At 68.3% G+C, this 14,287-nt stretch carries 9 protein-coding genes and 1 pseudogene; 6 read left to right on the top strand and 4 right to left on the bottom strand.

All coding sequences use genetic code 11. The features are described 5' to 3' along the window. Nucleotides 1–172: 172 nt before the first annotated feature. Nucleotides 173–5,257, bottom strand: coding sequence for an ATP-binding sensor histidine kinase (locus tag DIE06_RS33160; protein ID WP_185733538.1), 5,085 nt, complete (start codon nucleotides 5,255–5,257; stop codon nucleotides 173–175). Nucleotides 5,258–5,631: 374 nt separating this feature from the next. Here DIE06_RS33160 and DIE06_RS33155 point away from each other — a divergent pair, with 374 nt between their 5' ends. From DIE06_RS33155 to DIE06_RS33145, 3 genes are all read left to right on the top strand, one after another. Continuing rightward, nucleotides 5,632–7,095: a winged helix-turn-helix domain-containing protein gene (locus DIE06_RS33155; RefSeq protein ID WP_185733537.1), complete on the top strand. Its 1,464-nt coding sequence runs from the start codon at nucleotides 5,632–5,634 to the stop codon at nucleotides 7,093–7,095. A 70-nt stretch (nucleotides 7,096–7,165) separates the two neighbouring features. Further along, a complete protein-coding gene (locus DIE06_RS33150) occupies nucleotides 7,166–7,537 on the top strand; it encodes a response regulator transcription factor (protein ID WP_124665050.1) in 372 nt (123 codons plus the stop codon). 108 nt (nucleotides 7,538–7,645) lie between these two features. Next, nucleotides 7,646–8,278 carry a response regulator transcription factor gene (locus DIE06_RS33145; protein ID WP_260433858.1) on the top strand — a complete coding sequence of 211 codons (633 nt, stop codon included), beginning with the start codon at nucleotides 7,646–7,648 and terminating at the stop codon, nucleotides 8,276–8,278. Between the two features lie 160 nt (nucleotides 8,279–8,438). On the opposite strand, the gene DIE06_RS33140 is transcribed toward DIE06_RS33145, so the two are convergent. Next, on the bottom strand, nucleotides 8,439–9,260 hold the full coding sequence (locus DIE06_RS33140; protein ID WP_124665070.1) for an alpha/beta fold hydrolase: 822 nt from the start codon (nucleotides 9,258–9,260) through the stop codon (nucleotides 8,439–8,441). Between the two features lie 557 nt (nucleotides 9,261–9,817). On the opposite strand from DIE06_RS33140, the gene DIE06_RS33135 reads away from it, so the two are divergent. Both DIE06_RS33135 and DIE06_RS33130 read left to right on the top strand, forming a co-directional pair. Further along, a complete protein-coding gene (locus tag DIE06_RS33135; protein ID WP_124665048.1) occupies nucleotides 9,818–10,243 on the top strand; it encodes a DUF3331 domain-containing protein in 426 nt (141 codons plus the stop codon). Nucleotides 10,244–10,556: 313 nt separating this feature from the next. Continuing rightward, on the top strand, nucleotides 10,557–12,383 hold the full coding sequence (locus tag DIE06_RS33130) for a winged helix-turn-helix domain-containing protein (RefSeq protein ID WP_124665047.1): 1,827 nt from the start codon (nucleotides 10,557–10,559) through the stop codon (nucleotides 12,381–12,383). A gap of 113 nt (nucleotides 12,384–12,496) precedes the next feature. On the opposite strand, the gene DIE06_RS33125 is transcribed toward DIE06_RS33130, so the two are convergent. Continuing rightward, a complete protein-coding gene (locus DIE06_RS33125) occupies nucleotides 12,497–13,405 on the bottom strand; it encodes a LysR family transcriptional regulator (protein WP_124665046.1) in 909 nt (302 codons plus the stop codon). A gap of 187 nt (nucleotides 13,406–13,592) precedes the next feature. Further along, the gene (locus tag DIE06_RS33120) at nucleotides 13,593–13,874 is read right to left on the bottom strand and encodes a XapX domain-containing protein (RefSeq protein WP_124665045.1); all 282 of its coding nucleotides are present in this window, start codon (nucleotides 13,872–13,874) and stop codon (nucleotides 13,593–13,595) included. Nucleotides 13,875–14,186: 312 nt separating this feature from the next. Here DIE06_RS33120 and DIE06_RS33115 point away from each other — a divergent pair. Further along, nucleotides 14,187–14,287, top strand: a pseudogene (locus DIE06_RS33115) (hydrolase); the annotation flags it as partial.

Raw genomic sequence — 14,287 nt, 5'->3', positions numbered from 1 at the left:
CGCGAATCGGCCGCTCGCGCCCGATTCGACGTGCGGGACAATGTGCGACGGAAATCATGCGTCACTCCAGGATGGGCACCGCGCGCGGCCAAATGCCCGCGCAACGGCTCGTGCAGGCAGTCTACGCGTGCACTGTCGCCATTTCCTGAAGCCGTGCTGAAACGTTCTGAAGTCAGTGTGCCGTCGACACCGGCAGCCGGAACGTGAGCGCGGTACCGCCGCCGTCGCGCGGCGTGGCCTCGAGCGTGCCGCCGTGCGCCTCGATGATCGAGCGGCAGATCGCGAGGCCCATCCCCATCCCGTGCGACTTCGTCGTGAAGAACGGATCGAAGATCCGGCTGGCGATGCCGGCGTCGATGCCGGCGCCGCGATCGGCGATGCTGATGACCACCTGGCCGTCACCGGCGTACGACGTGACGTCGAGCTCGCGCGACGTGGCCGGGCCGTCCATCGCGTCGAGCGCGTTGGTGACCAGGTTCAGGATCACCTGCTGGAGCTGCGTGCGATCCGCCATCACGCGGATGTCGTCGCAGTGCAGGTCGACGCGCAGTGCGACCTGCTTGGCGTCGATTTCGGTCGCGGTGAGATGCAGCATGTCGCGAATCAGGTCGTCGATCGCGAGCGGGGCCAGCGCGAGCGGCGCCTGGCGCGCGAGCGATCGCAATGCGCGGACGATGTCGGCCGCCCGTACGCCGGACGCGCGAATGTCCTCGAGGCTCGCGAGCGCTTCGCCGAGGTCGGGCTGCGTGCCGCGCAGCCAGCGCATGCCGGCGCCCGCGCTCGCCACGATGCTGGTGAGCGGCTGGTTGATCTCGTGCGCGATCGACGCGGCCAGTTCGCCCATCACGGTCACATGCGCGGTGCGTGCGAGCTCGGCCCGCGCATGCCGCAGCGCGGCCTCCGTTTCGAGCCGGCGCGCGTTCTCGTCGATCAGTTCCGCATAGATCCGTGCGGATTCGAGCGCATTGGCCGCCTGCGGCGCCAGCACTTCCAGCATCGCGATGCGCCGCGGCGAAAACACGCCGTTGGTCAACTTGTTCTCGAGATAGAGCACGCCGATCAGCGCACCCTGTTTCAGCAGAGGCAGGCAGACCAGCGAGCGCGTCGGATGCGCGCGCAGGCTGTCGATGTGATCGGGTGCGCCTTCGCGTTGCGCGTTCGCGAACACGACCGGCTTGCGGGTTCGCACGGCAGTGTTCAGGATCGACAGCGGAATGTCGTCGTCGGTGGGTTCGCCGCGCGTACTGTTGATGATGATGTCGCTGCCGATGGTGCGCGCGGTTGCCTCGATCGTCAGCCGGTCGTGCCGTGCGAGCAGCAGCAGGCCGTAGCGCGCCCCGGCATAGACGATCATGTTGCGCATCAGCGTCTGGATCAGGCGCTCCAGCACGATTTCCTCGGACAGAGAGTGCGCGGCGCGCATCGCGAGCGCGAAATCGAGGTCCTCGCGTGCGGGCACGGCCGGTTCGCCCGGCAACGGATCCATCACGAGGAACGGATGCTGCGATTCCATCGCCTGCGTCTTGCCGGCCGCGCCCCAGCGCCGGTAGCACGCGTGCGCGAGCCGCAGCTGATGGCGGGCCTGGCCGCTCAGCCCGAGCGATGCGGCATGGCGCGCGGCCAGTTCGCGCGCGAGCGCCTGTTCGTGCACGAAACCGCGCTCGGCGGCGAGGCTGGCAGCGGCCTCGTACTGCTGCATCGCGACGACATGGTCGCCGCGCACGCGCGCGAACTCGGCGTCGATCAGCGCGAGCTTGTTGCGGAACGTTCCCGGATTCCGTTCACTCCACGCGGCGAAGCGCGCGCGCTGCGGCGCGAAGCGTTCGAGCAGCCGGTCGGGCGGCGTGGTGCCGGCGTCGCCCGCGATGCCGGCCAGCACGCCGAACAGGTGGAAGTCGGACTGCATGATGTGCGCGGGCGTCGACCACGCGAACGGCGCGGCCGCATCGAGCGATGCGCGCGCCGCGTCCGCGTCGCCGAAGATGAACGCCGCCTGGCCGGCGAGCACGTCGGTCCAGAACCGCAGCACCGACATCGGCGTCCGGGGCGACGCGCGGGTGCGCCAGGTGCCGATCGGCCGATCGAAACCGAGCTGCAGCGCATCGACGAATTCGGACTGCGTGGAAACGAGGTCGACGATGTCGTCGTAACGCGCGCCGCGCGCGATCTTCAGCAGCGGATCGATCTCGTCGCGGATCGCCGGCAGCGCTTCGCCCATCGACAGCAGATCGCTGATGATGTGGTTGCAGCTGTAGCACATCCAGCGCAGCTCGGCGCTCGCGTTGCCGGCCGCCTTCGCATCGCGCGCGCATTCGAGTGCATACGACAGCGGCCGGGTCCAGACGCTCACCTGGTCGAGCGCGATCAACGTCGCGGAACGGTAGCGCTCGAACCCGTGGCGATCGACCAGCGCGAGCGCGACCTGCGCGAATTCGAAGCCCTCGTCGTACGCGTCGCGATACTGCGCAATGCTGACGCCGTACCATGCGAGGCCCTGCACCGACGCGGCGGTGACGCCGTGGCGCAGGGTCAGCCGGACCATGGTCGCGAAATGCAGCAGCATCAGCCCGCCGCTCGGATAGAACATCGCGGCTTCGAGCGCGGTCAACAGCGCCATCGTGGCTTCCACGCGTGTGTCGGTCATCACGGGCAAGTCGACGAGGGTGTGGATGGCGCGGCCGTCGAGCGCCTCCTTCACCGCGTCGCAGGCTGCCGCGAGATCGGCCTCGACCGGCTCGGCGGGCAGCGTCACGCCGAGCAGCGCCAGCCCGGCCAGCGCGACGTCGACGGCCTGCCGGTAGCGCGACTCCACCGTGAGTTGCGCGGCTTTCAGCCGGTGGGCCTCGGCACGGTCGGCCGGCGTGCGCGTACGCGCCATGAGCGCGTCGATCGCGATGGCCGCCTGCGCGGTTTCGCCGGTGGCGAGGAGCAGGCCGCCGCGCAGGATGCCGATCCGGCTCGCGAGACCATAGTGCCGCGACCACGCGTGGGGGCCGAGCAGCGATTGCGCGGACGCGAGAAACGACAATGCACGATCGCGCGCGGCAGCCGGGGCCGCCGCCTCTGCCGCCGCGACCAGCACATCCGCGAACGCGAGCGCGAGCGCGCGGTCGAGCGGCACGGCTTTCGCCTGCTCGATCTGGGTGGCCAGCGCGAGCAGGCATTCGGTCGACGCGCGGTCGACGCGGGCGAGCATCGCGGTGGCGATCCGCGTGTGGCGCAGCGTGCGCTCCGCGCGATCGGTGAGCGCGTAGACGGCCTCGAGGACGCGGTCGTGGGCGAAACGCCAGCGGCTGTCGGTGAGCGACACGAGGCCGGCCTGACGCACGGGGTCCATCCAGAAACTCAGTTCCGCACGCGTCTTGCCGGCGGCGGCGCACAGCAGTGCATCGTCGGCCTCGATGCCGGCGCAGGCCAGCAGCGACAGCAGCATTCTCGATTCGTGCGGCAGCCGCTGCATCCGGATCTCCAGCAGGCTGACGACGTTCTCGCTCAGGGAGCGCGCGTCGATATCGGCCGAAGACCATTGCCATCCCTGCCGTGCCGCGTCGTAGTCGAGCAAGCGCTCGTCGATCAGCGTACGCAGCAGCTGCTGGATGTGGAACGGATTGCCGCCGGTGTTGCGGTGAACGATGGCGCCAAGCCCGGACAGCCGCTCCGGCGCGTCGCGAAGCATGCCGGCCAGCATGCGCGGGACGTCGGCGGCGCCGAGCGGCGCGAGCGTCAGGGCCGTCACGCACGCGCGGTCGAGCTGCCGCAGGAAGCCGCGGAAGGCCGGCGCGAAATCGTGCTGCGGCCCGCTCCGATAACCGGCGACGATACAGAAATTCGCGGGCGGATCGGCCGCGATCGACGCGAGAAACGCGAGCGTCGCGTCATCGGCCCACTGGAGGTCGTCCAGCGTCACGACGAGCGGTTCGGCCGGCGCCGCGAACGCGCGGAAGGCATTCACGACGATCTGGCATAGATGAAATTCCGGAATCGCATCGGCATGGCCGAATGCGACGGGCTCGACATCGAGCAGCCAGTTGATTTCCGGGAAGATGCGCGCCAGCAGGCTGGCCTGACGGCCCACGCAGTCGCGCAGCCGCGCGGCGATTTGCGCGATTTCGTCGTCGCGCCGGGCCAGCGCGCTGCCGAACAGCGCGCGCAGCGCCTGCAGCACGGGTGCGTAGGGCCGGGCGGGCTGGAACTGATCGACCTTCGCGGACGCGCACCATGCCGTTCTCGACGCGGCCCGCACGTCGCGCGTGAACGCCTCGATCAGCGCGGTCTTGCCGATGCCGGCCGCGCCGTCGATCAGGACGATGGCTGCCTCGCCGGTGCGCGATACGGTTGCGCGAACCGCCTCGAGCCGGCGGGACTCGGGCTCGCGGCCGACCAGCAGGTCGGCCGTGTGCAGGCCGCCGAGTGGATCGCGGCCGCCGAGCGCGAACGGCTCGACGAGGCCCGAGGCCAGCCAGTCGTGCAGGATGCGTTCGAGATCGCGCTGCACCGTTTCGCACGACGGATAGCGGTCGGCGGGCTCCTTCGCGATCAGCTTCAGGATCAGGTCGTTCAGGATGGCCGGCACGTCCGCGCGAAAGGCCGTGGGCGGCGCCGGCTGCATGGCGACGTGCGCATACACCCATTCGGACGTCGACGTGGCCTGGTACGGCAGCGCGCCCGTCAGCAGGCGAAACAGCGTGATGCCGAACGCGTAGAGGTCGGAGCGCTCGTCACCGCACGCGCCCTCCGATACTTCAGGCGCGGCGAACGCGGCAAACTCCGTGCGTATGGTGCGCTCGGCGACGTGCTCCGCGCGCCGGTCGCGGGCATGGGCAAACGAGCGGAGCATGACCGTGCCGTTCGGCGCGATGGCGAAACTGGCCGGTTGCAGATCGCCATGCAGCCAGCCGCGCCGGTGCAGTTCCCCGAGCGTGCGCGCGGCCTGGATCGCGGTGTCGAGAAACACCTCGAGCGGCAGCGGTTCGTCGGCCAGCGTGTCCAACGCCCGCACGTCGACGCGCGGATACACGAGCACCGGGCCGTCGGCTGCGCGGATCAGCGCGGCGGGCAGCAGCGCCCACGCCGGTTCCAGCACGTCGTTCAACGCGAACTCGCGCTCGAATTGCCGGCAGCGCAGATCGAATTCCCAGCGGGTCTGGCATGCCGACCACTCGCGCCCCGTGTCGGCGTCCGTCAGGTCGAACCGCAGGACGTCGCCGGAGCGGACCGCATTCGACACGCCGGCACGCGCGAGCCAGTCCGCATCCATTCGATTTGCGTTGTCCGGGGCGCGCAGGGCTTGGTTCACGATGGCGTGGCAGGTGGGTTGAAGCAGAGTACGGCGTGTAGGCGGCGCGTAAAGCGGTATCGGCCGGGCTGAATGCGCGCGTGGCGCGCGGCACGTGCATTGTCCGTCAGCTCGCGAGAATTTGCAGTACCCGCGGCAAGTTCGACGACGGCCCGCCGGCACCGGACTAAACCTATGGATAATGGTCCGCGCGAGCGTCGCGCCATACGATCCGTGTGCGCGCTTCGACATGCCGCGACGCGGCCCGAAGGGCAAGGCAAAGGGGGCCGCCTCGCGAGGCGGCGCACGGTTTGACGCAGCATGGGCGGGTGCGGATCATGTACAGGTTCGGTCGGGTGACGGTATCCCTCGAGTGCCGCGAAGTCTACGTCGACGGGCAGCCGCGATATATCGGCGCCCGCGCGTTCGAGATTCTCGAGCTGCTGGTGAAGGCAGCCGGCAGGCTCGTATCGAAGGAAGAAATCATGCAGGTCGTGTGGCCGCACACGATCGTGGTCGAGAACAACATCCAGGTGCACGTGTCGACGCTGCGCAAGCTGTTCGGCGGCAAGCACGGCTGGATCCGGACCGAACCGGGCCGCGGCTATCGCCTTGCGGCGCCGGTCGAGCTTTCCCGCGCCGAGCATGAGCCGGAGCGGTCCGACGCGCCGGCCGGCGCACGCGCCGGCGGCGTATCGCGCAAATGTCCGCTGATCGGCCGGGAACGTGAAGCGGCCGAGCTGCACACGCTGCTCGAACGCGAGGCGCTCGTCACGCTGGTCGGGCCGGGCGGTGTCGGCAAGACGCATCTCGCGCAGGAGGTCGTCGCGGCCTGGTCGGCGATATGCGGCATCGAGTCGGTCCGGATCGATCTCGCCGGCCGGCCGGGCGGCGCGACGCTCGAATCCGCGGTGCTGGACGCGCTCGGCGCACCGGGCGATCCGGCCGCCGAGCCGGCGGATGTCGTGCGCGCGATCGGCGGGCGGCGCGTCATGCTGGTGTTCGACAATGCCGAGCAGCATGTCGATGCGCTCGCGGATCTCTGCGAAGCGATCACGGCGGGCAATACCGGCGCGCTGCTCGTGGTGACGAGTCGCGAACCGCTGCGGGTCGCCAGCGAGCGCGTGTACCGGGTCGGGCCGCTGCCGGTGCCGCCGGCCGGCGCGAACGGCGACGAGATCCTCGCGTGCGGCGCCGTCCGCATGTTTCTGGCGCGCGCGCGTGCGATGGGCACCGACATTCCGGCGGACCTGCAGACGCTCGACGCGATCGCGACCATCTGCCGCCGCCTGAGCGGCCTGCCGCTCGCGCTCGAGCTCGGCGCGGCCCGTGTGGCATCGCTCGGGATCCAGGGGCTGGTCACCGATCTCGACAAGTCCGTCCTGTCGCTGTCCGGCGGCCTGCGTACCGCGCATCCGCGCCAGCAGACCCTCCGGGCCACCATCGAATGGAGCTACCGGTTGCTCGATGAGGCGGAGCGCCTCGTGCTGTGCCGTCTCGCGGTGTTTCCGGATGCGTTCCGGCTCGACGCGGCGTGCGCGCTGGCCGCCTGCGACGAACCGGCCGCCGATCAGGTGCTCGACTGCGTGGTCAGCCTCGCGTCGAAATCGCTGCTGGTCGTCCATTCCGCCGGGCTGTCGAAGCGCTACTCGCTGCTCGAGGTCGTGCGCGCCTATGCGCTCGAGAAGCTGGCGGAGTCCGGCGAGGCCGGTCGCGTTCATGCCCGATATGCGTCGTTCGTGGCGGAGGAGCGCGCGGATGCGCCGCAGCCGGCGACGGTCGTGTCCGTGCAACCGATGCCGGCGCTCAGGTGGGCGTGATACGTCGGTCGATACCGCTCGAGCGGTATCGCGATGTTCTGGATAGAAAAAGATCTCGGGTTCTCATTTCATGGGCATTGTTTGCATCATCGATGACGATGCGTCGGTCCGTAAGAGTCTTGCCAGCCTGTTGAAATCGGCTGGCTATACGGCATTGCAGTTTGCGTCGGGCGAGGAATTCCTCGCGAGCGGCCCGCTGGACGACGCGGCTTGCATGCTGCTCGACTTGAAGATGAAGGGGATGAGCGGCCTCGACGTTCAGCGCCTGCTGGTTCAGCGCAACGCGACGATTCCGATCATCTTCATGTCGGCGCACGGCGACGACGAATCGGTTCGCCGCGCGCTCGCGCAAGGCGCGGTCGCATTTCTGCGCAAGCCGTTTCCATCGGACGATATGATCAATCTGATCGACCAGGTCGCATCGGGCGGGCGTCCTGCCTGACGCCGTCGCCCGGCCACGCAAGGGTTGCGCGGGCATTTCGCGGGGCTCCCGGCTCGTTTATCATTCGGCGATGAACGGTACGTCAACACAGGGAAAGCAATGGCAGGCATGCCGGATATGACGTCGATCGTCTATGTGGTCGACGACGACGAAACGCTGCGGCGCGCATTGAGCCGGCTGCTGCGTTCGGCCGGTTTTCACGTCGAGACTTTCGCGTCGTCGCGGGCGTTTCTCGCGTTCGAGCGGCCCGATGTGGCGAGTTGCCTGATCCTCGATGTGCGTCTTGCCGACGAGAGCGGGCTGGCCGTTCAGGAGGAAGCGGTGCGCACGGGGTTGAACGTGCCCATCCTGTTCATGACGGGCTACGGCGACGTGGCCACCACGGTCAAGGCGATGAAGGGCGGCGCGCTCGACTTCCTGACCAAGCCGTTCGACGACGACGCGATGCTCGATGCCGTCAGCCGCGCACTGGCCGGGGACCGCGAGCGTCTCTCGCGCGATCGCGTGCTGCGTGCGCTGCGTCAGGCCTATGCGTCGTTGACGCCGCGCGAACGCGAAGTGATGAGCCATGTGGTCGCGGGGCTGATGAACAAGCAGATCGCGTCGCAGCTCGGCCTGCAGGAAATCACGGTGAAGGTGCACCGCGCGCAGGTCATGAAGAAGATGCAGGTGCGCACGCTGCCGGACCTCGTGCGGCAAGCCGAAGCGCTGGGCGTGCGCCCGGGCGGCGCGCCCGAATGAGCCGGTGCGCCAGCCGTGCGCGACCGGCGCACGACCGGCGGCCGTTGCGCATCGGCGCGCGAGGCAACCGGATGGCGACGACCTCAACAACCTGAAAAATCCTGAACCGCGTTGAAGGCCGCTGAAGGGCGCGCCGGCCCGGCGCGCCATGTGACGACGCTTACGCCTTCAGGAACGCGAGCAGTTCGGCATTGATCCGGTCCGCGTCGACGACGCACATGCCGTGCGCGCCGCCGGGGATGACCTTGAGCTGCGCGTGCTTCACGATCTTTGCGGACAGGCGCGCGGAATCGTCGATCGGCACGATCTGGTCGTCGTCGCCGTGCAGGATCAGCGTCGGGACGTCGATCTTCTTCAGGTCCTCCGTGTAGTCGACCTCGGAGAATTCCTTCACGCACAGATACTGGCCATGCACGCCGCCCATCATCCCCTGTGCCCAGAATGCGTCGATCGTGCCCTGCGACACCTTCGCGCCGGGGCGATTGAAGCCGAAGAACGGTACGGCCAGATCCTTGTAGAACTGCGAACGGTTCTCGGCGACGTTCTTGCGGATGCCGTCGAAGACGTCCATCGGCAGGCCGCCGGGATTGGTCGGGGATTTCACCATCTGCGGCGGCACGGCGCCGATCAGCACGGCCTTCGCCACGCGCTTCGTGCCGTGACGGCCGATATAGTGCGCGACTTCGCCGCCGCCGGTGGAGTGGCCGACGAGCGTGGCTTCACGCAGGTCGAGCGCGTTCATCAGCGCGGCGAGATCGTCCGCGTAGGTATCCATGTCATTGCCTTGCGACGGCTGGCTCGATCGGCCGTGACCGCGGCGATCGTGCGCGATCACGCGGTAGCCGTGCTGCACCAGGAACAGCATCTGCGCGTCCCAGGCATCGGCACACAGCGGCCAGCCGTGCGAGAAGACGACCGGACGGCCGCTGCCCCAGTCCTTGAAATGGATCTGCGTGCCGTCTTTCGTGGTGATCGTGTTCATCGCATGGGCGCCTTGATGGGCGGAAGAGGCGTGATGGGGGGCGGCAGCGGCGGCGGCGGCCGGCAGCGCGGCGGCTGCAACGGCGGTCGCGCCGGCGAGCAGCATGTCTCGGCGGCGCGCCGAGGGGACGGCGTCGATGTCTTCGGGACGCATTGAGGCTCCTTGAACGTGCGGTGGTGGAACGATGCCGCGTGGAATGAATGTCCGGATCTGCCCGCATGCGGCAATCTCGCCGGCAGCCGTCGTGCGTTCGCGCTCGCGAGCCGGCAGGCGCACGAGGGGGGCGAACGAACGTCGACGGGAGCCTATCGCGGGGCCACGCGGCCTGTACTGAAATCCGGCTGAATTTTCATGAACCGGCCGTGCCGCGCGCCGCGCGTGCGGGGCGGCCAGAACAATTAAGCCGGGAAATCAAGACTCTTCAGCGGCCGCCCGCTATCGTCAGCATCAAGCCGTCCCGTCGCGGGCCGCTGCCGGTTCGCGCCGGCGCGTGACGACCGTGATGGGGACGGGGGCGAAACGTCCGAATCTCTCGCCATTTGCCTGGATATGCCGCCATGGACGCATTCGATCGCTGGGACCACGTAATGACGCTGCTCGATCCGTCGCCCGATGCAAGCCGCTGCGCGTCGTCGAATCTTCGCGACCGCGACGTCGCGCGCCACCGTCATCGCGACGATGCACGTGCTGCGCCAAGCGGTGGAGCGCGCCGCCGCTGCGCGATCGTCGCGATCGAGCGGCAGACCGAATCCTCGGTGCTCGTGTCGTGGAGCGATCCGACGCACTGCCGGTATGACGAGCAGCGCTGGATCAGCGCGAAGTCGCGCTCGCTGGGGCGTTGCGCGCTGACCGGCCAGCCGATCCGCACCGGCGATGCGATCTACAAGCCGCAGTGGCGCGGCTCGAATCGTCCGGCGAATTGCCGGGAGGCGATCCTCGCGTCCGAACTGGACCGCTTCATCGTCAGGATGTCCCGCGCGTAACCGGGGGCGGGCACGCCCGTTTCGAACCGCAGCACGAGGCTGCGGAAACGCGTCCGGCACATCATCTGCGTACGCCCGGGTTCCCGCGCCAATCGGTGCGGGAAAAAACCGATTCAAGATCGGTAATCGTTTTATCGTCAAAAAAGCGATTCATCGATAAATGGCGGTGTGCGGATTCCGACGATTCAAAAAACTTGCTCGTTCCGTTCCAATAATTCGAATCAATATACGCAGCGGATGCCGTAGCATAGGGGGTCAAATCGAAGTCGCTTTTGGATAGCGCATCGATCAATGCTCTCGACTAGAAATGCCCATGATCCGCATTGGAACACTTCACGTTTTTCTCGACAGACGTGAAATTCGCGCGAACGGAAAACTGTTGCGCATCGGCAGCCGTGCCTTCGAAATTCTCGAAATCCTGATTCAGGCAAATGGCGCGCTGGTCTCGAAAGACGAGATCATGCGGCGGGTGTGGCCGCATACGATCGTGGAGGAAAACAACCTGCAGGTGCATATCGCGTCGTTGCGCAAGGCGCTGGCCCGCGACCGCAATCTGATCGTCACGGTGCCGGGGCGCGGCTATCGGCTCGTCGGCGGCCAAGCCCATGCCCCACCCCCAGGCGAAGGCGGCGCTCCCGGGCGTCTCGCGCCGTCGCGGCTCGCGCCCGCGCCGACGGCGCTCGTGGGGCGGGAGCAGATGGTCGCCGACGTCCTCGCGGCGCTCGACGCGTCGCGCGTCGTCACGCTGGTCGGTGCCGGCGGCATCGGCAAGACGCGCGTCGCGATCGAAGCCGCGATCCGGGCCGAGACGCGCTTTGCGGATGGCGCGGCGTTCGTGTCGCTGGCGACGGTTGCGTGCCCGCAGTTCGTCCCCGACGCGCTGGCGGACGCGTTGGACATCGCGCGGCCGGCCCGGTCGCCGACGCTCGAAGCGGTGCTGGCGAGCGTCGCCCATCGCCGGATGCTGCTCGTGCTCGACAATTGCGAGCATCTGCTCGATGCGGCGGCGCGCATCGCGGCCGTGTTGACCGAGTCCGACACCGGGCTGCGCGTGCTGGCGACCAGCCGCGAGGCGCTTCGCATCCACGGGGAGCGGCAGTGTCCGGTTGCGCCGCTCGATGTCCCGGACGAGCGTGCCGCCGCAGCGGAGATGCTGGGCGCAAGCGCGGTGCAATTGTTCGCGGCACGCGCGTGCGCCGCCGACCCGCGCTTTCCGCTCGACGAACGCAGCGTGTCCCTGATGGCGTCGGTTTGCCGGCGTCTCGACGGCCTGCCGCTGGCCATCGAGCTGGCCGCTGCCCGTGCGGCCGTGCTCGGTATCGACGTGCTGGCCGCGCATCTCGACGACCATTTCAGGCTGCTGACCAGCGGCTTTCGCACCGCGTTGCCGCGCCACCGGACGCTGCAGGCCATGTACGACTGGAGCTACCGCTTGCTGGGCGACGCGGAGCGCGTGCTGCTGCGGTGGCTCGGCGTGTTCCGCGACGGTTTTTCGATCGACGCGGTGCGGGACGTCGTCGGAACGCGGGGCGGGGGCGATGCGGATCTGCTCGACACGATCGCCGGCCTTGTGTCGAAGTCGCTCGTGAGCGTCGAGAATGCGCACGGCGCGCCGCGCTATCGGCTGCTGACGACGACGCGCGCCTACGCCCTGCAGCAACTCGCGAACAACGGCGAATGCGCGGCGGCCGCGCTTGCGCATGCGCACTACTTCCATCGGTTGTTCACGCGGGCGCCGGGCGGCGACGGTTCGCCGGCCGACGCGCGGCTCGATCTGGTTCGCCGCGAACTCGGCAATCTGCGCGCGGCGCTCGACTGGGCATTCTCGCCGGGCGGTGACGCCGAGACGGGCATCGCGCTGGCGGCCGTGGCGGTGCCGTGCCTGTTCGAGCTGTCGCTCGTCGGCGAGGGTCGGGAACGCGCGCGCGCGGCGCTCGATGCGATGCGGGATCGGGACGCGGCATCGCTCCGTGCCGATGCGCGTGTTCGCCTGCTGGCCGCGTACGTCGCCGCGCCCGAACGTCCGTCCGGATCGGCGCGGGGCGCGCCCGATGCGTGGCCGGACGCGAACGTGCTTGCATGCGAGGCCGGTGAAGCCGGTGAGGCAGATGGGGCCGGGCCGCTGCCGCGCGATCCGTAACGGCGCGCGTGGCCGGTGCAATCACGATATGTCGGACCGATGCGCGGACCAGGACACGCGGCGCGTGAAGGTGATGCGGTGCATTCGCGATGGAATCCGGCGCCACGACGGGATCACGCAAGCGCGAGGAACCGGTCGACGAGATCGGGCCGATCGAGCTGCTCGACCCACCAGAGCAATGCACGGCCGGCTTCGTCGCCGCGCCACGCCAGGTAGCAATGCGTGGTGTCGCGCATGCCGGTCACCTGGCGGGCGACCAGCTTGCCCTGCGCGATCGCGCGGGCCGCGATGCAATCCGGAAGCGTGCCCACGGCGAGCCCTTCGCACTGCGCGGCCAGTTTCGCCGCGAGGGTGGGTACCGCGAGCGTCGGCTGCCCGGTATCGACGGCGACCGAGCGCGGCTGCAGTTCGCGAGACGTATCGCTGATGACGGCGCCGCGATGCGCGACGACCGACGCCATCGACAGCGGTTCAGGCATCGCCGCGAGCGGATGGGTGGGGGCGACGGCGAACACGTGCGTGAGCGTGCCGATCGGTCGCGCGACGATGCCCGGCAGTTCCGGCGGCTCGCCCGCCGCACCGACGACGAGATCCGCGCGGCGCGACACCAGTGCGTCCCAGGTGCCACCGAGGACTTCGGTGGACAGCCGCAGCCGCGTGTCCATGCCCAGCCCGTCGAACGCATGCACGTAAGGCCAGAGCGCGTCGAACGGCAGGATCTCGTCGATGCAGATGCGCACCTCGGTTTCCCAGCCTTGCTGCGCGCGCAGCGCCTTGAGTTCGAGCTGTTCCGCGGCATGCAGAAGCCGCCGGCCTTCTTCGACGACGACGCGACCCGCGTGCGTGAGCTTCGCCCGGCGTCCGCTGCGGTCGAACAGGGCGACGCCGAGGTCGCCCTCGAGCTTTTGCACGAGGTAAGTCAGGGCCGACGGTACGCGATGCAGCAGTTCCGCGGCTTCGGCGAACGTGCCGGTGCGGTCGATCGCGTCCAGCGCTTCGAGCGCTTCGAATGACAGCTTCATGTTGACGTCTCTCCCGCCTAAAGGCTGAAGATTCTCACACTTGGCGATGCACGTGCGCGCGCAACGGAGCATGAGCCGCCATCGATGGGCGGGGGCGCTTGCAGCACATTCCGGTGCATTCCACAGGCGAGGCGTCGGGCCGTCACGTCAACGCCGTGAACCGCTGGGTCCGGTCAATGACGGTGCGTCAGGTCGGCGTCGATTCGCGGCGCTTCGCCGCGGCATGGGAGGGCTGCGCGCCGGGCAGCGAGCCGAACATGTGTTGGCTGCATTTCGCCTCGTTCCATGCGGTCTTCAGGTGGATGCCCGCGAGCATCCGGCGAGCGACCGGCAGGATCTGTTCGCCGGCAAGGATGCCCAACAGGCCGGCCAGCGCAATGGTGGGCGGAGCGGGCGATTGCACGCCGATCAGCGCGTAGACGACGCCGGCGAGAATGCCGGCAAGTAGCGAGGCAATGTACGGTTTCATAAGATAAATTGAAGTGAATGACAACCGTGTGAAGGATGCGGATAAATCACAGCCGATGAACGGACGAAGTCGGAAAAGAGCCTATCAGGCCACGCCGGGCGCGGCGCGAAAATTCAATTGATTTAAGTTTTTTTCAGGATCTGTTTTGCGGGCGTTTTAAAACAGAACGATTAATTGGCATTGCTGCGGGTTTCCGTATTGAATGGAGGCCGTTGGCAGGAAAACCTCCCAGCACAGCGCATCGGGCGCCCCAACCCCGGCTTGCCGGCGAGGCAGGCTTGATTTTTCTCCCCGTCAAAGGACATGACCGCCATGAGCAATCCGAAACTTGAAGTTCTCACCCCGCAGAACAGCCAGCTGATCTTCATCGACCAGCAGCCGCAGATGGCGTTCGGCGTGCAGTCGATCGATCG

The sequence above is a fragment of the Burkholderia sp. Bp8998 genome, assembly GCF_003854235.1.
GTDB lineage: Bacteria > Pseudomonadota > Gammaproteobacteria > Burkholderiales > Burkholderiaceae > Burkholderia.
This window is presented reverse-complemented; position numbering and strand designations above follow the sequence as displayed.

What these genes read in the sequence shown, in the direction of transcription:
- DIE06_RS33125 (WP_124665046.1), bottom strand. Translation starts at nt 13,405, where the DNA reads ATGAAGCTGTCATTCGAAGCGCTCGAAGCGCTGGACGCGATCGACCGC.
- DIE06_RS33160 (WP_185733538.1), bottom strand. Translation starts at nt 5,257, where the DNA reads ATGGATGCGGACTGGCTCGCGCGTGCCGGCGTGTCGAATGCGGTCCGC.
- DIE06_RS33145 (WP_260433858.1), top strand. Translation starts at nt 7,646, where the DNA reads ATGCCGGATATGACGTCGATCGTCTATGTGGTCGACGACGACGAAACG.
- DIE06_RS33135 (WP_124665048.1), top strand. Translation starts at nt 9,818, where the DNA reads ATGGACGCATTCGATCGCTGGGACCACGTAATGACGCTGCTCGATCCG.
- DIE06_RS33150 (WP_124665050.1), top strand. Translation starts at nt 7,166, where the DNA reads ATGGGCATTGTTTGCATCATCGATGACGATGCGTCGGTCCGTAAGAGT.
- DIE06_RS33130 (WP_124665047.1), top strand. Translation starts at nt 10,557, where the DNA reads ATGATCCGCATTGGAACACTTCACGTTTTTCTCGACAGACGTGAAATT.
- DIE06_RS33120 (WP_124665045.1), bottom strand. Translation starts at nt 13,874, where the DNA reads ATGAAACCGTACATTGCCTCGCTACTTGCCGGCATTCTCGCCGGCGTC.
- DIE06_RS33140 (WP_124665070.1), bottom strand. Translation starts at nt 9,260, where the DNA reads ATGAACACGATCACCACGAAAGACGGCACGCAGATCCATTTCAAGGAC.